This window comes from Streptomyces roseifaciens (assembly GCF_001445655.1).
Lineage (GTDB): Bacteria > Actinomycetota > Actinomycetes > Streptomycetales > Streptomycetaceae > Streptomyces > Streptomyces aureoversilis.
The window spans coordinates 1,455,254-1,472,086 of record NZ_LNBE01000003.1 but is presented as its reverse complement, the minus strand read 5'-3'; the positions used below and the strand labels follow the sequence as shown (position 1 = coordinate 1,472,086).

Below are 16,833 nucleotides of genomic sequence, written 5' to 3'. Positions count from 1 at the left end.
TCTTCCCGACGATGAGCCAGCAGGATCCCCAGAGCCCGCTCCGCCAGCTCATCGAGGCGCAGGCGGGCAGCCGCCCCGGTGACGCCACCGCCTACCTGCGCGGCGCGGCCCACCTCGACCGTGACTTCCGCGACGCGGTGATCGCGGAGCTCGCCGAGAACCCGTACCGCGTCCCTCCGCCCGCCTACGGGGTGGACCTCGTGGCGGTGCTCAAGGAGTGCTTCGTGGCACGGCGCCGGGCCACGCTCCGCGGGGCGCTGATGCTCGCCGTTCCGGTGCTCCTGCTCCCGGTCGACGCGGCGGGCGTGTTCCTGTGCGTCGGCCTGGTGCTGGTCGTACGCCTCTTCCAGCTCGCGGCCCGCGCGATGGCGGGTGCCACGGAGCGCGGCACCGGCACGGCGGGGCGCGACCGGTCAGGCCCTGTCACGCGCCTGCTGACGGGGATCATCGGGCTGGCGATCGTCGTCTTCCTCGGCGCCCGGCTCCTGAGCGGGGTCGGCCCGCTGCTGTCCGAAGCCGTGTGGCCTCATCTCCCGGCCGCACTCCTGCTCTTCGCCCTCTGGGCGGCGATCGCGACAGTGGACACGTACCTCAGGATGTCCCTGCTGCACCTCCTCGCCACCGGCCGGGCCCCGGAGCACCCCGACGGGCAGGGCTCCACCGCGGCCCGCATCGCACAGCTGCGGCGCCAGCAGGCCGACCCCGACGTCATCTACAGCGACTACGCGCCCTTCGTGGGAGCGGGGGTCGAGGTGGACTCCTGGTCCTTCGCGATCGAGTTGATCCCCCGGAGGGGCGCGACCGTGCCCACGCTCCGCTTCGCGCAGCCCGGGGCCGCCCCTGCGGGCCCCGGTGCCGCACCCGACGCCGCCGGCTTCACCGTCCCCGCGGTGCACGCCCGCATCCGGGCCGAACTCCTGCGGCTCGGCGCGGGCGGGGACTACCCCGGCGACCGGCTGCACGGCATCCACGTGGACGACTACGTGATGAAGGGCGGTCTGAGACTGGGCCCGGCCGCGGACTGGAGCGGCACCGGGCCCGGCACGGCGTTCGCGCGCATGGCGCCGTTCGCCCGGCGCTCGGCCGCCGAACGGCTGCGGCTCGCGCCGGGCGTGCCGGCTCCCCCGACGTGGTGGCCGGACAGCCTGGACCTGGCCGCCGAGGAACGGCTGCGGCACTACCTGACGACCCGGGTGGGCAGCTGGGAGGACGAGGTCGTCCTCACCGTCTTCAGCCGGGTGCAGCTGCAGGGCGGTCTGCTGTTCCTGGAGTCCCGGGCCTTCCTGCTGCCGCCGATCGCCCGCGCGTACCACGAGATCGACAAGATGATGCCGCCGTCCGACGCCGGGGACTGGCTCTCCCTGGCGGGCCACGCCCTGGCGGCCGCCTTCCGGCTGGCCGGGGACGCCCCGCGCGACCTCGTCGCCATCCCGCGGACGGCCTCGCGCACCGCGCGGAACCGGAACTGGTACGGGCGGATGTGCCGCACCGACCGCGTGGTCGACCACGGGCCCCGGTACTCGGTCCGGGAGCTGGCCGCGGAGCCCGAGTACCAGCAGCTGTTCCAGGAGATGGACGCCCAGCGGTTCCTCAAGAGCATCAAGACCCGCACGCTGACGGCGGTGCGCGGCAGCCTGCGGGACGCGGGATACCGCACGGACGAGTACGACGCGCGCGCCAACGTCGTCTTCGACCGCTCGGTGCACGTGCACGGAACGGTCACCGGGAACGTCCAGACGGGTGACGGCGCGAACGCCACGCACCAGACCGTCACCACCCCCCAGCCCCACGTCGGCCCGAGCCCCGGCGGCGCTTCTTCAGGGAGTTGACGCGATGACCTCCACACAGCAGGACGGGAACGGGGACGAGCCGCGGGACCACGCGCGCGGCATCGTCATCCACGGCACCTTCAGCGGCAACGCGCAGACCGGTGACCACGCCCGGGCGGAGTACGTCCACCACGCGGCGGGATCCGGTGGCCGGAAGGAGGAGTCCGCCGAGGTACGGGAGCTGCGGCAGGCCGTGGAGGCCCTGCGCGCCCAGCTCGCGTCCCTGCCGGCCGGCAGCGCGCCCCTGCCGTCACCCGCCCTTCAAGCCGCGCAGTCCGCGCTGGACGAGGTGGACGACGCGCTGCCGACGGCCGACGAGCCGGCGCGGGGTCGGATCCAGCGGGCGGTGTACGCGGTGACCGGGGCCCTGGCCTCGGCGGCGTCGCTCGCCGAGGGCGTCAGGGCACTGCGGGAGGCAGCAGCTCCATGGTTCTGAGGGCACGGCCCGCCCCATAACCCTCAACCTCAGGTCCAGGGTCAGACATACCCTTCGGGGATGGTCGCAGCGATGAGCGCGGTCAGCTCGCTGAGGACGGTCTGCCCGGTCCCGTCACCGCCGTACTCCTTCGGCACGAACACCTCCACGAAGGCGGCACGGTGGTCGGCTATGCAGCGAACACTGCCACCGGGCAGCTGCTCCACGAACCACCTGATGCCGCCGGTCTCCCACACGGGGGCGTAGCGGTCGAAGCTCTTGGATCCCACCGTCAGGACCTCGGGGCGCGGAATCCCGCAGCGCAGCACGACCGCCGGGTCGCCCCAGTCCGCGGTGAACTCCGGGACGGGACGGGACGTCCCCCGCTCCAGCCCGGCCAGCGCGGTGGGCAGCTCCGCGTGCAGCGCGCGGCAATGAGCGGCCTGCTGCCCCGTCGGCCTGGGCGCGGCACGGGCCGCGGCACCGCTCGTGGACGACGATCCGGCGGCGACGAGCAGCGCCGCCGCGACGACGGGCAGACCACGTGACCCGCGGGTCCAAGGCTGCTGCACCGGGCGCTCCTTCGTGCGTACAAGTGCGTATCAGTGGCCACCAATGAGGCTGAACGGCACCTAAGTGGAACCAACCGCACCATCAGTGGCGTATTGACTGTCGACCAGGCCGTGCAAGTCACGCCATGCAGGACACAAGGAGAATACGATCTTGAAGAGCATAGGTGCACAGCCCTCCCGCCGCACGGTTCTCACCCTCGGTGCCGGCACGGCGCTGGCCGCCGCCATGTCCACGGGCGGGACGGCCTACGCATCGACGCCCGCAGGGGACCGGGTCTCCCGTCAGCTGCGCGAGCTGGAGCGCGAGCACTCCGCCCGCCTCGGGGTGTTCGCCCGCAACATGGCCACCGGCAGGACCGTCGTCCACCGCGCCGGCGAGCGCTTCCCCATGTGCTCGACGTTCAAGACGCTCGCCGTCGCGGCGGTCCTGCGGGACCTCGACCACGACGGCACGTTCCTCGCCAAGCGCATCCACTACACCGCCGACTACGCCAAGGCCTCCGGCTACGACAAGATCACCGGCAAGGCGGAGAACGTCGCCAACGGCATGACCGTCGAGGAACTCTGCGGCGCCGCCATCTCCTACAGCGACAACGCCGCGGCGAACCTCCTGCTCACCGAGCTGGGAGGCCCCACCGCCGTCACCCGCTTCTGCCGCTCGGTCGGCGACGGCACCACCCGGCTCGACCGGTGGGAGCCCGACCTGAACTCGGCGGAGCCGGACCGGATCACCGACACCACGACCCCCCGCGCCATCGGACGGACCTACGCGCAGCTCGTCCTCGGCAACGCCCTGGACCCGGCGGACCGCAAGCGGCTGACCGGATGGCTGCTCGCCAACACCACCAGTGACCAGAAGTTCCGCGCGGGCTTCAAGGGCTGGACCGTCGCGGACAAGACCGGCTCCGGGAGCTACGGCACCAGCAACGACGTGGGCGTCGTCTGGACCCCGAAGGGGTCGCCGGTCGTCGTCTCCGTCCTCACGACCAAGCACGAGCCCAAGGCGGCGGGGGACGACGCGCTCGTCCGCAAGGCCGCCGAGCTCCTGGCTCCCGCCCTCGCCTGACGGCCCGACGGCCGGCCGGGTCCCGCACCCGCCTCAGGGCTGCGGGACCACCGCCACCGGGCACGGGGCGTGGTGCAGGGCCGCATGGGCCACATGGCCGATCCGCTGGGGGACGTGCGGCCCGGAGGCGTGCCGCCCGACGACCAGGAGAGCGGCGCGTTCGCAGGCGGAGAGCAGCACCTGCGCCGCGCTCCCCAGTTCGACGTGCTCGACGACCCGGGCCTGCGGATGGCGTTCCCGCCACGGCTGGAGGGCGTCGGCCAGCCGCTTCCTCTCAAGCGGTTCGAGGCCGCCGGCCTCGTCGGCCAGCCGCATGGACGCCGGGCTCCAGGCGAACACCGGGGGAATCGACCAGGCGCGTACGGCGCGCAGGCTCGCTCCCTTCGCGGCCGCGGCCGCGAAGGCGAACTCCAGGACGGCTCCGGCCTCCTCCTCCGCCCCGGGCACGCCCACCACCACCTCGTCCGCAACGGGAACGGGCGGCCCGGCGGCCGCCTCTCCGGGCCCCGCGACCTGCTCCCCCCGGTCGCCGGCCGGGTCGCCGTGGCTGCGCACGAGCACGACCGGCCCCCTGGCCTGCCGCAGCACGTGCAGGGCGATGGAGCCGATCAGATAGCCGATCAGGGCTCCGTGCCCGCGCGAGCCGAGGACGAGCATGTCGGCCTCGGTCGCCTCCGCGACCAGGGCGGGGACCGGATCGGCGGGCAGGAGCCGGGCCGTCACCGGCACCCCGGGGCACCGGGCGGTCACCCGGGCCCGGGCCTCGCGCAGCAGCGTCTCGGCCCAGCGCTGCTGCACCTCGGTGTCCGCGGTGACGGGCAGGTCCAGCGGCTGCCACACCCAGGCGTGGACGAGGCGCAGCTCCATGCCCCGGCGCTCCGCCTCGGCGGCGGCCCAGTCCGCGGCGGCTTTGCCGTGCTCGCTTCCGTCCACGCCAACGGTGATCACGCCGGACACAGGGCCTCCATGGGGCGGGCGACGGTTTCTCGTTGTGGCCACTGTCCGGCCTGTCCGCCACTGTGGCAGGGACCGGAGGCCGCGGCCACACGGACGAGTGACTCCGTCCGGACGGCACGGCCCTGTGCGGATCCCCGCACGTCAGTTGTGCGGCACGACCGCGACGGGGGCGGCGGCGTGGTGCAGCACGGCGCGGGTGCCGCGGGCCGCGGCCGCCTCGAAGGCGTAGGCGAACAGTTCGTCACACGGGCGGGCGAGGTCCACGCCGAGGACCACTTCGCGGTACGCCTCGTCGCCGTACGTCTCCCGGCCGTACGCCTCCTGCTCTCCCCCGGCCCGCTCCCCCGCCCGTACGAGCACGCCAGGCCGAGCCGGCGCGGGCGAGGACCGACATCGACACCGTAGGTGGGCGACCAGTCCTCCAGCGCGTGCAGCAGCGTCAGCGGCAGCCCGAGCAGCCGGGCCTCGCGCGCGGCCCCAACGGTCCCCGACCACCTGGCCGAACGGCCCCGCCGCCGCTCCACGCACCGGTGGCCCGCCCGGTTCCGTGAAGGACCGGGCGGGCCACCGTCGTCCGCATCAGGGGCAGGGTCGGGGTCGGGCCGGGGTCAGATCGTCACGCAGATGCCGTCCTCGATGCTGCGGCCGTCGCGCTCCAGCCCGCCGCACACGAGCTTCGACTGCGCCTGCTCGTAACCCACTTCCCACCGGTGGGACGCCGCGTTGACCTTCGGCGAGTGGAAGTTGCCCCAGTAGGACCGCAGCGCCCCGGGCAGGCCGTCCTTGGTCCGCACCGTGATGTCCTGGACGAAGCGGTTGTGATGTGCCGTCATCACACAGATGTACTTGCCGCACTGGCTGTGCACCGCCGCGTTCGCAGGCGACGCCGCGACGAACCCGAAGGCCAGGGCGGCGAACACGGTCGCAATCTTCCTCATCACTTCCCCTTGCCGAAGTCACCGCACGCTCCTGTGCGGTTGATCGGCCCCAGTAGACCGGGCGCCCGGCAGGCAGATCCCTTTTCAGGGGAGATTTCGCCTGATCAGGTGGACCTGCCCGGGTTCGTCAGCGAGCACGTGGCCCTGGCCGTCCTGTTCGGGTCGCTCTCCGAGCGCGCGGTGAGGGTGACGGTGCCCTTCCGGTCCGCGCCCGACCCGGCCGTGACGGCGACGTCGACGGGGACCGAGGAGCCGGCGGCCGCGGTGGTCAGGCGGTTGGGGAGCCAGGCGGACCAGCCGCGCCCGGAGGCGGTGGCGGACAGCCGGTAGACGTCGGAGGACAGCAGGGGTTCGCTCTGCGGGGCGGCCTTGCCGGTGTTGGCGAGGCCGAAGGTGCACACGGCCCGCCCCTTGGCGGGGTCGCTCTTCACCGTGCCGCGGCCGAGTGCGAGCCCGCGGGCCTGCGGCCCCGCGCCGTCCAGGGACTTGACGCCGATGTCGTAGGAGAGCACGCCGGTGGCGTCGCGCTGCACGTTCAGGACGTAGAAGTGCAGCCGGTTGGCCCGGTCGACGTACTCGTAGGAGCTGCCGGAGTCGGCGCCCGCGTGGAAGAGCGCGTCGCTGAGCTGCCGGTAGTCGCCCATGGTGATCTTCTGCGGGGTGCCGTCGGGACGGGTGAAGTCCAGCAGGCCGATGTCCTCGGGGTGCGCGTCGATCACCCAGGCGAACGGGGCCCGGTCCGCGTTCTTGGTCTTGCTGAGCAGGACGCCGCTGTCCGGGGTGAAGGAGTCCATGCCCATGCGGTCGACGACCTCGACGGTGTAGTTGTCGTAACCGCCGCCGTCGCACAGGGGGTCGGTGGTGCGGTCGCAGGCCGGGGACAGGTCGCGGCCCATGGTGATGTTGACGCCGGTGAGGCCCTTCTCGCCGGGCGGGGCCGAGCGTGCGGTGACGCGGGCGACGACGAGCCCGGAGTTCTTGAGGGCGTCGCGGTCGAGGCGCAGGACGTTCTTCTCGTCGACGATGCCGAGCTTCATCTTGTCCCGCAGGACATGCTGGGCACCCATGGAGCCGCCGGCGGTGGCGGGTATCTGCCAGCGGGTGTGCGGCCCGCCGGGGCCGTTGAACGAACCGCGGGAGAGCATGCCCCAGATGCCGGTGTAGGCGCGGCTGAGCGGGGTCCCGTAGGGGTTGTTGTAGTTGTCGCCGATGCCCAGGATGTGGCTGAGTTCGTGGGCGAACGTGGCCATGCCGGAGCTCTCGGCCTGGGTGGAGGAGCCGTTCGCCGCGTTGGGCCAGATGCGGGCGGCCGCCTGCCAGGACGTCCAGGGCACGTAGCGGGTCCTGGCGGAGTTGAGGCCGGAGGCGATGGGCAACGGCGGCCCCCAGGCGGCCGGCACGTCCCGTTCGGAGCGGAACTTCATCTGCCCGAACTCCTGCCAGGCGGACGACTCGTCCACGCCGGCGGTGAGGTAGAAGACGAAGTCGAACTCGCCGGCCTTGTCGGCGCCCACCTCGTCGACCCAGGCCCGCTTGCCGTCGGCGCGGATGTCCTTGCCGCAGGTGTCGCCCACGGGGCACGCGCCGGGGTTCATGCCGGGCTCGATGCCGTACTGGTACGACTTCCACGGCATGCGGTACACGCCGAAGGAGGTCAGTCCGACGCCGACGCGGCCGCCGGAGTCCTCCATCCAGTACTCGTTGATGGTGTGGCCGCGGTTGAGCGCACCGGGCTTGTTGAGGAAGTCCTCGTAGAACTTGGGGACCTGTGCGCGGGGTATGCCGGACGCGGCGGGCAGCGGATTGCCGAACCGCGCGGCGCCGGGCGGCTTGCTGACGGAGAACTCCTCGTCGGGGTAGTCCAGGAGGACCAGGGCCCCCTTGAACTTGCGCTGCGTGGGCTTGCGGTCCGGGTCGGCCCAGCTCGTGCCGGGGACCGAGCGGTATTCGGCCCAGGTCATGTCGTCGGGGTTGCGCCAGTGCTGAGGATCGATCGGCTGGACGAGGGGGTGCGGCTTGCGGGATTCGGCATCGGGCGTCGCCCGGGCGGGGCCCGCGGCGACGGCGGCGACGACGCCGAGGAGGAGGGCGACGACGCTGAGTCGACGCAGTCGACGGACGCGTCTGCGGCGCAGGAACACGGCTCACCTCTTGAATTGGCAAGTTCATGACAAGCGCTCATGGCAAGCGCTGTTTCGAGTGTGCCTACCGGGGCCACGGTAGAGCCGGGGACAGCAGCGCCGCCAGAGTGCCTGCGGGTTCCTCGTGGCGTCTGCGCGTACGGACCGGGGCCGCGCGGGCGGTGGCTCCCGCCGCGCAGGCCCGGCCGCCGCCTTCGCCTCGGCCGGGCCGCGCCGACGACGGCCCCGGGCACGGTCACCCGCCTCCCACGGGCTTACGGCACCGCGATCCGGTAGGCGCAGAGCCCGACCACGCCGAGCACGCAGGCGATCACCACCCAGGAACCGAGGCCCGTGTGGCGGCGGCTCCCGTGGCCGGGGCGGGCCTTCGCGGGGCGGCGGCCCTTCGCCTTGCCCGGCTCCGGGGGTGCGGGGGCCGCGGCGGTGTCGGCGAGGAGACGGCGGCAGGCGGCGGCGAGTTCACCCGTGCCCGCCGACAGCGCCACGACCGCCTCCGAGCGCGCCGGGGCGGTGGTGCCGCCGTCCAGGATGCGGCCCGCGCGGACGAGTATCTCGTCGGCGCCGGCCGCGGGGGCGAGGCTGATCCAGCGCTGGACGTGCTCGCCCCGGATCACCACCTCCCCCGACCGGTCGCGGTAGACGATGTACTCCCGCCACAGCAGACCGGCCAGCTCTTCTGCGGTCTCTCTCAGTCTCGCCCTCATGTGGATCCCCCCACGGCTCGGGGCTCACGGCTCGGCGCGGCCCACCCAATCGAACAAACGCCGCATTCTAGCTGCGGGGACTGACAGCGACCGCTCCCCCGGCCGGGGGCTCCCTGCCAGGCCCCTTACGGGGCCTGGCGAGGCGTCAGCGCTTGGGCCAGTGCCACAGCGGCTCGTCGAGCATGCTTTCGCGGCCTGCGACGTCCGTCTGTCCGAGGGCGTCCTTGACCAGGGCGATCGAGTTGACGTCCAGCCGGTGGCCCCGGGCGCCGGCGCGGAGGGCGTCGGCCAGCTCCGGGGCGTGGGTGACGACCACGATCTGGGTGTCCCGGGTCGCGGTGAGGATCAGATCGGCCAGCGGGGGCAGCAGGTCGGGGTGGAGGCTGGACTCCGGCTCGTTGAGGACGAGCAGCGCGGGCGGTCGCGGGGTGAGCAGCGCTGCGGTCCACAGCAGGTAGCGCAGCGTGCCGTCGGAGAGCTCGGCCGCGCCGAGCGGGCGCAGCAGGCCGCGCTGGTGCAGCTTGAGCTCGAACCGGCCGCCCTCACTGACGATCTCCACCCTGCTGCCGGGGAACGCCGCGTCCACGGCGGCGTCCAGGGCCTCGTGGTCGCCGATCTCCCGGATGGTCTGCAGGGCGGCCGCCACGTCCGCTCCGTCGTGGCCGAGCACCGGGGTGCGGGTGCCGATCTGTGCGCTGCGGGCCGGGGCGTGCGCGTCGGTGCGCACGTGGTCGTAGAACCGCCAGGAGCGCATGTGCTCGCGCAGCCGCAGCAGGTCGGGGGCGAGCTGCGGGTCGGCGAGCTCGCTGAGCATGCTGTCGTAGGGGCGGACGGCGTTCACCGAGTCGTGCCAGCTGCCGCTCGCCGTGCGGGTGCGCACGGCGGGCCCGGAGCGGTCGGAGAGCAGTGCGGCCGGGCGCAGCACGGGGCCGGCCCAGGTGCACTCCCGCTTGATCTCGGGGTCCAGGTTGAACATGGACGGCGCGCCCGTGCTGCCGGAGGTCGGTATCGGGTGCCCGAAGTCCACCGCGTAGCCGAATTCGTCCCCGGCGAACCCGAGCCGGAGGCTGGCCGCCGGGGAGCGCCCACTGCCCTTCCGCTCCCCCGCCCACAGCGTCGAGGCCAGCCCGCCCTCGCGCGCCAGCGCCGCGACCGCACCCCCGCGCGCCGAGTCGGCGAGCAGCCGCAGGGCCCGGTAGAGGCTGGACTTCCCGGTGGCGTTCGCCCCGGTGATCACGTTGAGCCGGCCCAGGGGGACGATCAGCCGGCGCAGGGACCGGTAGTTCTCGACGGCGACAGTGGTGAGCATGGGACCTCTCGGCGCATCGCGGTGGATCTTTCGTTCAGTGTGCCAAGGGGCTCTGACATCGCCCCGAAGCCGCGCCCCTGCGCCCCTGCGCCCGCCTCCTGGCTACAGCCCCCTGAGCTCTCCTTCGTAGAAGACCAGCGGCCGGCCGCCCTCCCGGTACCCGGCCTCCTCGACCCGGCCCACGACGAGCACGTGGTCTCCCCCGTCGTACGCGGCCCACGGCGTGCAGGCGAGGGTCGCGAGCGAGCCCGCGAGGCGGGGTGCGAGGCCGGTGGGCGGGCGGGGTGCCCACCGGGGCGGTGCCGCCGTGCGCCGGCCCGCGAAGTGCTCGGCGAGGTCCTTCTGGTCCTCGCCGAGCACGTTCACCGTGAACGGCCTGCCCTCGGGCCCGCCGGCGAGGTGCCGGCCGGCCTTGCTGCGGCGGTGCAGGGAGACCAGCACCAGCGCGGGGTCCAGCGAGACCGCCGTGAAGGCGTTGACGGTGGCCCCGTGCGGGGCGCCGTCGACGTCGCACGTCACCACCGTGACGCCGGTGGCGAAGTGCCCCAGGCAGGTCCGCAGCAGCCGTTCGTCGGTGAGCACCGGTCCTTCACCTTCCCCCGTCGCCGGCCGGCAGGTCGAACCAGAGGTGGACCTGGCCGGTCCCGATCCCGTTCTCGTACGCGCCGAACCGGCGGCCGCGCGCCGCGCACGCCTCGCCGCCCAGCGCACCCGCCAGCATCAGGTAGTGGCCGAACCGCGCCTCGGGTGCGTACCGCAGGTACTCCGGCATGGTCCGGATCACCTGGTCGTGCCGGCCCGCCTCCAGCCACGCGATCCGCTGTTCGTCCGCCGCCCGTGCCTCGGCGGTGACGATGTTGGCGGGGTCCCCGGCCATGCGGTTGCGCAGTTCGGACAGCGGCCAGAAGCGGTGGGAGAGGCCGCCCGAGGCGAGCAGCAGCACCTTGCGGTCGAGGCCGCCGACGGCCTCCCCCACGATCCGGCCGATCCCGAGGAAGTCCTCGGTGGTCGCCGTCTGGCAGACGGAGACGGACACCCAGGCCTTGCCGCCGGCCGTGCCCGCGCCGGCGCCCTGTCCGAGGTACGTCCAGAGGTTGAGCGTCGCGTAGTGGATCGGCAGGTGCGGGTCGTCGTTGGCGGCGATCCACACCTTCCGCTCCTCCGCCAGCCCGGCGACCGCGTGGGCCAGTTCCGGGTCGCCGGGGAGGTCGTACGGGAGCCGGCTGATCGCGCCCGGCATCTCGTCGGAGGTGAACAGGCCCGTACGGCGCGGGTGGGCGGTGATGACGGCCTCGGTGGTCGTCGCCCAGTGGGAGTCGAAGACCACGACGGTGTCGTACTCCAGCGCGCCTTCCGCCGGGTCGGTCACCTCGCGCCGGAGCTGCTCCAGGCCGGTCGCGAGCGTGAAGTCGCGGCCGCCGTTGGCCTCGATCCGGGCGGGTTCGGGGAACATGATGACGGGCGCGTGCGAGAGCAGGCCCGCACCGGCGATGTCGCCCATGGACGTCTCCTTTACGGGATGAGGAGGAGCTTTCCGGAGGTGCGGCGGGAGGCCAGGTCGGTGTGCGCGCGGTGCGCCTCGGCGAGGGGGTAGGTGCCGGCGACGGTGAACGTCAGCGTGCCGTCGGCGATCCCCCGGAACACCTCGCCCGCCCGCCGTTCGAACTCCTCGACGGTGGCCCGGAAGTGCTCCAGGTAGGGCCGGGTGAGAGTCAGCGAGCCGCCCCACAGCAGCCGCATCACGTCGACGGGCGGCACGGCGCCGCTGGCGCCCCCGAAGAGGACCAGCGTGCCGCGGGTGCGCAGCGAGGCGAGGCTCGCGTCGAAGGTGGCGGCGCCGACGCCGTCGTAGACCGCGTGGACGCCCTCCCCGCCGGTGAGCGCGCGGACCTCGGCGGCCAGGTCGTCGGTCCCGGTGTAGCGGACGACCTCGTCGGCGCCGTTGGCGCGGGCGGTGCGCTCCTTCCCCTCCGTGGACACCGTGCCGATGACGCGGACGCCGCGCCGCTTGAGCATCTGGGTGAGCAGGAGGCCGACACCGCCGGCGGCGGCGTGGACGAGGACCGTCTCGCCCTCCCGGGCCGGGTAGGAGTCGTGGGCGAGGAAGTGGGCGGTCATGCCGTGGACGAGCACGCCGCCGGCCGTCCGCAGGTCGATGGCGTCGGGCACGACGATGGCCTTGTCCTCGGGTACGAGGACCCGTTCGGCGTAGCTGCCGAGCACGGTCGTCCAGGCGACGCGGTCGCCGGGCGCGAAGCGGGTGACCCCGGGGCCGGCGGCCAGGACGATGCCGGAGCCCTCCTCGCCGGGCACGCAGGGGACGGGCAGCGGATAGCGGCCCTCGCGCCGGTAGAGGTCGATGAAGTTCACTCCGGCCGCGGCGAGTTCGACGAGGATCTGCCCTTCGCCGGGCTGCCCCGGGTCGGGCTTCTCGACGTAGAGCTGGACCTCGGGTCCGCCGGTCTCGCGGATCTCGATGGCGTGCATCAGTGCGTTCCCTTCACATCGGCCGGTCCGACCGCATCGGTCGGCCCGGCCACATCGGTCAGCTCGACGTCGTACGTGCGCATCCAGTCGTCCATCCGGACCGTGGACTCCACGAGGATCCGTTCGAACTCGGACAGGCTGCCGGTGGCCGTCTTGGCAGTCATCCGCCGTACCGCGTCGCCGTCGAGGAACGGGCTGAGCGGTGCGTCCCCGTCGCCCGCCGCGGTGGCGAGGCCGGTGATGAGGGACCGGTCGTAGGCGGGGTCCTGGATGGACGGGTAGGCGGCCTTCTTGCGGCGCAGCACCGACTGCGGAAGGAGGCCGGAGGCGGCTTCCCGCAGCAGCGCCTTCTCCTGGCCGCTGAAGGTCTTCATCTCCCAGGGGATGTTGAAGACGTACTCGACGAGGCGGTGGTCGCAGAACGGCACCCGGCCCTCCAGGCCGCTGGCCATGCCCATGCGGTCCTTCTTGTCGAGCAGGATGGGCAGCCAGCGGGTCAGCGTCAGGTAGCCCAGTTCGCGGGTCCGCCGGTCCTCGGAACTCTCACCGTCCAGGACGGGGACCTCGGCGAGCGCCGTGCGGTAGAGGTCGGCCTCGTACTCCGCCAGGTCGATCCCGTCGACGAACCAGGGGTGGAACAGCGACCGCGGATCGAGGCCGCGGTGGGCGCCCAGCTTGAGCCAGGGGAAGGTCTCGGCCTTGCGCGCCTCGGGGTCGGAGAACCACAGGTAGCCGCCGAAGACCTCGTCCGCGCCCTCTCCGGAGAGCGCCACGGTGGCGTGCTGCCGGACGGCGGCGAAGAGCAGGTACAGCGAGACGTCGAGGTCGGCGAAGTTGAACGGCAGGTCCCAGGCGCCGAGGACGGTGCGGCGGACGGCCGGGTCGAGCAGGCGGGTGCGGTCGAGGACGATCGCGTGGTGGTCACTGCCTACGTGCCGGGCGACTTCGAGGGCGTACGGCCCGTCGGGGGTGGGGCGGATGGCGTCGGCCCGGAAGTTCTCGGTGTGGCCGGCGAAGTCGACGGAGAAGGTGGACAGGCGGTCGCCGTCGGCGGCGCGCGCCCGGGCCGCGAGGGCGGTGACGGTGCTGGAGTCGAGCCCTCCGGACAGCAGGGAGACCAGGGGCACGTCCGCGACCATCTGCCGGGGGACGATGTCGTCGAGCAGCTCGCGGACGGTGGCCACGGTGGTGGGCAGGTCGTCGGTGTGCGGGCGGGACTCCAGGGCCCAGTAGCGCTCCTCGGTGATCCCGTCGCGGCCGGCCCGCAGCAGGTGGCCAGGCTTCAGTTCGCGCATGCCGCGGAAGGGCACGCGCCCGGGGGTGCGCAGGAACAGCAGCGCGTCGCACAGCTCCTCCGCGCCGGCGGAGGCGTCGGCCAGGGGGTTGGCGAGGACGGCCTTGGGCTCGGAGCCGAAGAGCAGGCCGTCGGCCGTGGGGTGGTAGAAGAGCGGCTTGACGCCGAGCCGGTCCCGTACCAGGAGCAGCTCCTCGCGGGCGGTGTCCCAGATGGCGATGGAGTACATGCCGTTGAGGCGGCGGGCGAAGTCCGTGCCCCACTGCAGGTAGGCGCGCAGGGCCACTTCCGTGTCGCTGCGGGTGGCGAACCGGTGCCCGAGGAGGACGAGTTCCTCGCGCAGCTCGCGGAAGTTGTAGATCTCGCCGCCGTAGGAGATGACGGCGCGGGGCCGGTCCCCGGGGCCGGGCTCCGGGGTGCGCATGGGCTGCGTGCCGTGCTCGAGGTCGATGACGGCGAGCCGCCGGTGTCCCAGGGCGGCGTGGGTGTCCAGCCACACGCCGCGGGCGTCCGGCCCGCGCGGGGCCAGGGTGTCGGTCATGGCGTCCACGGTCCGCTGTTCGGCCGTGAGGTCGCGGCCGAAGGCGACCCAGCCGGTGATGCCGCACATGGTCGTGCTCCGTTCTCGGTCGGTGTGGGCGGGTCAGTCGGTGTGGGCGGGGTCGCGCCAGGGGCCCCGGCGCCAGCCGTCGGTGTCGTAGTCGTCGAGGCAGTCCTGTACGAGCGCCTCGTAGCGGGCGAGGCTGCCGCGCCCGGTCGCCCACCGGAGCGCGTCGAGGCGGACCTGCTCCCCGTTGCCCGAGTAGTTGCGCTCGTACAGCTCGTGCCGGCCGCCGAACTCGGTGCCGATGGCGTCCCACACCAGCTTGAGGAGTTTGATCCGGTCGAGGGCGGAGGTGTCCGCGCCGCGGTAGAAGCGGTCGATGAGCGGCCGCAGTTCGGGGTTGGCCAGGTCGCGGGCGCTGGAGGGCACGGCGAGGGGCGCTCCGCCGAGCGTGGTCTCGAACAGCTCGTGGACGCGGTCCCACACCTGGGCGTTGTACATCCGCATCGCGGAGGCGTGCTCCAGGCGGGGCACGACCGTGCCGCCGCTGCCCGGCTCGGGGTCGTGGGCCATGGCCGAGGTCAGGGCCCACACCATGTCCCGCATGGTGACGACCTCGCCCACGGCGGCCTGGACCCCGCGGAACCCGTCGGTGCCGTTGGCCCGGGTGCCGCGGGCGAGCAGCCCGGCCATGAGCTCCAGCTTCACGCTCAGCCGGACGCCGGACTGGAAGTTGTACAGGTTCGGAAAGCCGGACGTGGCGTAGAAGCCGGTGGCGCGCTTGACGTCCCGGTAAACGAGGACGTCCTCCCAAGGGATCAGCGCCTCGTCGAGCAGGAGCACGCTGTCGTTCTCGTCGAAGCGGCTGCTGAGCGGGGCGTCGAAAGGGCTCGTGGCGTGCTGCGCGTAGGGGGTGCGGCAGACGAGCTTCACGCCCGGGTTGTCCATGCGGACGAAGAAGACCAGGGCGAAGGCCTCCGCCTTGCCGGGCGCGAGGGCCGCCGATCCGACGGGGGCGACGAAGCCCGCGTTGGTGATCGCCGACCCCGTCGCCAGCATCTTCGCCCCGCTGACCACGACGCCCGCGTCCGTCTCGCGCACGGCGTGCACGAACACGTCCTCCATGTCGTGGATCGCCCGCTTGCGGTCCACGGGCGGGTTGATGATGACGTGGTTGAGGTAGAGCGCCTTGCGGGCGAACTCGGCGTACCAGGCGGTGGCGTTGGCGGCGTACGGGCCGTAGTAGTCGGCGTTGACGCCGAGGCCGGCCATGAAGGAGGCCTTGTACTCGGGGGTGCGCCCGAGGAAGCCGTAGCTCATCCTCGCCCAGGTGGCGATAGCCTCCCGTGCCTCCACCAGCTCGGCCGCCGAGCGGCTGGGCTTGAAGAACTTGTGCGTACGGATGCCCGTGGCCTCGTCGACGCCGGTGAGGACGCCGGAGGTTGCCGGGTCGTGCAGGGCGTCGTAGAGGCGGGCCACCGAGAGCGCGGAGTTGCGGAAGGCGGGGTGGCGGGTGACGTCCTTGACGCGGTCCCCGTTCAGATACACCTGACGGCCGTCGCGCAGGCTCTCCAGGTACTCGTCACCCGTCATCAGGCTGCCGGTGGTGGTCATCGCACCAGCCCCGGGTTGTCCAGCGCCGGGGTGCCGAGCACCTGGACGCGGCGCAGGTGGCGCGGGGCGCCGCTGGTGAAGGCGTTCCGGCCGTGCAGCAGCGTGTAGTTGTCGGCGAACACCATGTCGCCCGTCCGCCAGCTGTGGGCGTAGAAGTGCGCCGGGTCGTACAGCGCGGCCCGCAGGCTGCGGTGCATCTCGGCGATCCCGTCGTCGGGCAGGCCCGTGAACTGCAGGTCGGGGTGGTTGACGAATCCGGCGTCGTCGGCGGCGGTGGGCTCGTTGTAGCGGATGACCGGGGCGCCGTGGACGGGGTGGGCGGTCACGATCGGCGAGACGGTGACGCTGTTGTAGAACTCCATCGCGCGGTGGTAGGTGCCGGTCACCTGCGACCACCGGCCGACGGTCCGCGGGTCGGTGCGCTCCAGCACGGCGGTGGTGTGCGAGAAGGTCGTCTCTCCGCCGTTCTCCGCTCCGGGGGCGTTCACGCACTGGAAGACCTGGAACTCCGGGATCTGTTCGCGGTACATGCCGTCCCAGTGCATCGGCATGTAGCTGGAGTCGAAGATGTGGTCCTCGGGCTTCTCCTGCTCGACGAGTTCGAGCACGGTGCCGAAGGGCCACACGCTGGGCTCGCCCCAGCGCTCGCAGTAGGCGGAGAGCTCGTCCGGACCGTCGAAGGAGTCGAAGTCGCGCAGCAGTACGAGGTGGTGCTCGCGGACGAGGGAGCGCAGCGGTGCGACGGGCAGGTCGCGGACGTGCAGGCCCGGCTCCAGCGCCTGTATCGCCAGGCCGAAGGGTTCGATCGGCGCGACGCCGTAGCGGAGGTCGGTGAGGACGTCGTCCACGGCTGTGGCCGCGTCGGCTGCGGCCGTGCGGGGGGTGTCCGCGTCGTGCTCGGCTGTCACGTGCTCAGCGGTCATGGGAGCTCTCCTGTGGGGGTGAGAGGAATGAGGGGGATAC

The 16,833-nt window shown here is 73.0% G+C and carries 16 protein-coding genes; 3 read left to right on the top strand and 13 right to left on the bottom strand.

Annotated elements, in window-relative coordinates:
- Positions 1 to 11 precede the first annotated feature (11 nt).
- Both AS857_RS40335 and AS857_RS12210 read left to right on the top strand, forming a co-directional pair.
- Positions 12 to 1,829: a hypothetical protein gene (locus tag AS857_RS40335; RefSeq protein WP_058043131.1), complete on the top strand. Its 1,818-nt coding sequence runs from the start codon at positions 12 to 14 to the stop codon at positions 1,827 to 1,829.
- Between the two features lie 4 nt (positions 1,830 to 1,833).
- Positions 1,834 to 2,265, top strand: a complete 432-nt coding sequence (locus AS857_RS12210) for a DUF5955 family protein (RefSeq protein ID WP_058043130.1) — start codon at positions 1,834 to 1,836, stop codon at positions 2,263 to 2,265.
- Between the two features lie 41 nt (positions 2,266 to 2,306).
- Here AS857_RS12210 and AS857_RS12205 read toward each other — a convergent pair whose 3' ends face one another.
- Positions 2,307 to 2,816, bottom strand: a complete 510-nt coding sequence (locus tag AS857_RS12205; RefSeq protein ID WP_058043129.1) for a DUF3515 family protein — start codon at positions 2,814 to 2,816, stop codon at positions 2,307 to 2,309.
- A gap of 151 nt (positions 2,817 to 2,967) precedes the next feature.
- Here AS857_RS12205 and bla point away from each other — a divergent pair, with 151 nt between their 5' ends.
- Positions 2,968 to 3,882, top strand: a complete 915-nt coding sequence (gene bla / locus AS857_RS12200; protein ID WP_058043128.1) for a class A beta-lactamase — start codon at positions 2,968 to 2,970, stop codon at positions 3,880 to 3,882.
- A 33-nt stretch (positions 3,883 to 3,915) separates the two neighbouring features.
- Here bla and AS857_RS12195 read toward each other — a convergent pair whose 3' ends face one another.
- The 12 genes from AS857_RS12195 to AS857_RS12140 all read right to left on the bottom strand — a co-directional run bounded on the left by AS857_RS12195 (position 3,916) and on the right by AS857_RS12140 (position 16,793).
- Positions 3,916 to 4,839, bottom strand: a complete 924-nt coding sequence (locus tag AS857_RS12195) for a universal stress protein (RefSeq protein WP_058043127.1) — start codon at positions 4,837 to 4,839, stop codon at positions 3,916 to 3,918.
- Between the two features lie 141 nt (positions 4,840 to 4,980).
- On the bottom strand, positions 4,981 to 5,199 hold the full coding sequence (locus AS857_RS40625) for a hypothetical protein (protein ID WP_058043126.1): 219 nt from the start codon (positions 5,197 to 5,199) through the stop codon (positions 4,981 to 4,983).
- Between the two features lie 248 nt (positions 5,200 to 5,447).
- Positions 5,448 to 5,777 carry a hypothetical protein gene (locus tag AS857_RS12185; protein WP_058043125.1) on the bottom strand — a complete coding sequence of 110 codons (330 nt, stop codon included), beginning with the start codon at positions 5,775 to 5,777 and terminating at the stop codon, positions 5,448 to 5,450.
- A 104-nt stretch (positions 5,778 to 5,881) separates the two neighbouring features.
- Positions 5,882 to 7,918: a M6 family metalloprotease domain-containing protein gene (locus AS857_RS12180; protein WP_058043124.1), complete on the bottom strand. Its 2,037-nt coding sequence runs from the start codon at positions 7,916 to 7,918 to the stop codon at positions 5,882 to 5,884.
- Positions 7,919 to 8,172: 254 nt separating this feature from the next.
- Positions 8,173 to 8,622 (bottom strand): hypothetical protein, encoded by a 450-nt coding sequence (locus AS857_RS12175; RefSeq protein ID WP_058043123.1) that lies wholly within the window; start codon positions 8,620 to 8,622, stop codon positions 8,173 to 8,175.
- 145 nt (positions 8,623 to 8,767) lie between these two features.
- Entirely contained in the window at positions 8,768 to 9,931 is a 1,164-nt protein-coding gene (locus tag AS857_RS12170; RefSeq protein WP_058043122.1) for an AAA family ATPase, read from the bottom strand.
- A gap of 102 nt (positions 9,932 to 10,033) precedes the next feature.
- Entirely contained in the window at positions 10,034 to 10,513 is a 480-nt protein-coding gene (locus AS857_RS12165; protein WP_058043121.1) for a flavin reductase family protein, read from the bottom strand.
- A 7-nt stretch (positions 10,514 to 10,520) separates the two neighbouring features.
- Positions 10,521 to 11,432, bottom strand: a complete 912-nt coding sequence (locus AS857_RS12160; protein ID WP_058043120.1) for a DODA-type extradiol aromatic ring-opening family dioxygenase — start codon at positions 11,430 to 11,432, stop codon at positions 10,521 to 10,523.
- Between the two features lie 11 nt (positions 11,433 to 11,443).
- Positions 11,444 to 12,418, bottom strand: coding sequence for a quinone oxidoreductase family protein (locus AS857_RS12155; protein ID WP_058043119.1), 975 nt, complete (start codon positions 12,416 to 12,418; stop codon positions 11,444 to 11,446).
- Positions 12,418 to 14,322, bottom strand: coding sequence for an asparagine synthase (glutamine-hydrolyzing) (gene asnB / locus AS857_RS12150; protein WP_058043118.1), 1,905 nt, complete (start codon positions 14,320 to 14,322; stop codon positions 12,418 to 12,420). Before asnB ends, AS857_RS12155 begins: the two co-directional genes overlap by 1 nt.
- A gap of 33 nt (positions 14,323 to 14,355) precedes the next feature.
- The gene (locus tag AS857_RS12145) at positions 14,356 to 15,870 is read right to left on the bottom strand and encodes a 4-hydroxyphenylacetate 3-hydroxylase family protein (protein ID WP_058043117.1); all 1,515 of its coding nucleotides are present in this window, start codon (positions 15,868 to 15,870) and stop codon (positions 14,356 to 14,358) included.
- A complete protein-coding gene (locus tag AS857_RS12140; protein ID WP_079110266.1) occupies positions 15,867 to 16,793 on the bottom strand; it encodes a TauD/TfdA dioxygenase family protein in 927 nt (308 codons plus the stop codon). Before AS857_RS12140 ends, AS857_RS12145 begins: the two co-directional genes overlap by 4 nt.
- Between the last annotated feature and the right edge of the window lie 40 nt (positions 16,794 to 16,833).

Coding starts and splice junctions, on each gene's coding strand:
- AS857_RS12140 (WP_079110266.1), bottom strand. CDS start 16,793: ATGACCGCTGAGCACGTGACAGCCGAGCACGACGCGGACACCCCCCGC.
- AS857_RS12160 (WP_058043120.1), bottom strand. CDS start 11,432: ATGGGCGACATCGCCGGTGCGGGCCTGCTCTCGCACGCGCCCGTCATC.
- AS857_RS12155 (WP_058043119.1), bottom strand. CDS start 12,418: ATGCACGCCATCGAGATCCGCGAGACCGGCGGACCCGAGGTCCAGCTC.
- asnB (WP_058043118.1), bottom strand. CDS start 14,322: ATGTGCGGCATCACCGGCTGGGTCGCCTTCGGCCGCGACCTCACGGCC.
- AS857_RS12185 (WP_058043125.1), bottom strand. CDS start 5,777: ATGAGGAAGATTGCGACCGTGTTCGCCGCCCTGGCCTTCGGGTTCGTC.
- AS857_RS12145 (WP_058043117.1), bottom strand. CDS start 15,870: ATGACCACCACCGGCAGCCTGATGACGGGTGACGAGTACCTGGAGAGC.
- AS857_RS12175 (WP_058043123.1), bottom strand. CDS start 8,622: ATGAGGGCGAGACTGAGAGAGACCGCAGAAGAGCTGGCCGGTCTGCTG.
- AS857_RS12170 (WP_058043122.1), bottom strand. CDS start 9,931: ATGCTCACCACTGTCGCCGTCGAGAACTACCGGTCCCTGCGCCGGCTG.
- AS857_RS12210 (WP_058043130.1), top strand. CDS start 1,834: ATGACCTCCACACAGCAGGACGGGAACGGGGACGAGCCGCGGGACCAC.
- AS857_RS40335 (WP_058043131.1), top strand. CDS start 12: ATGAGCCAGCAGGATCCCCAGAGCCCGCTCCGCCAGCTCATCGAGGCG.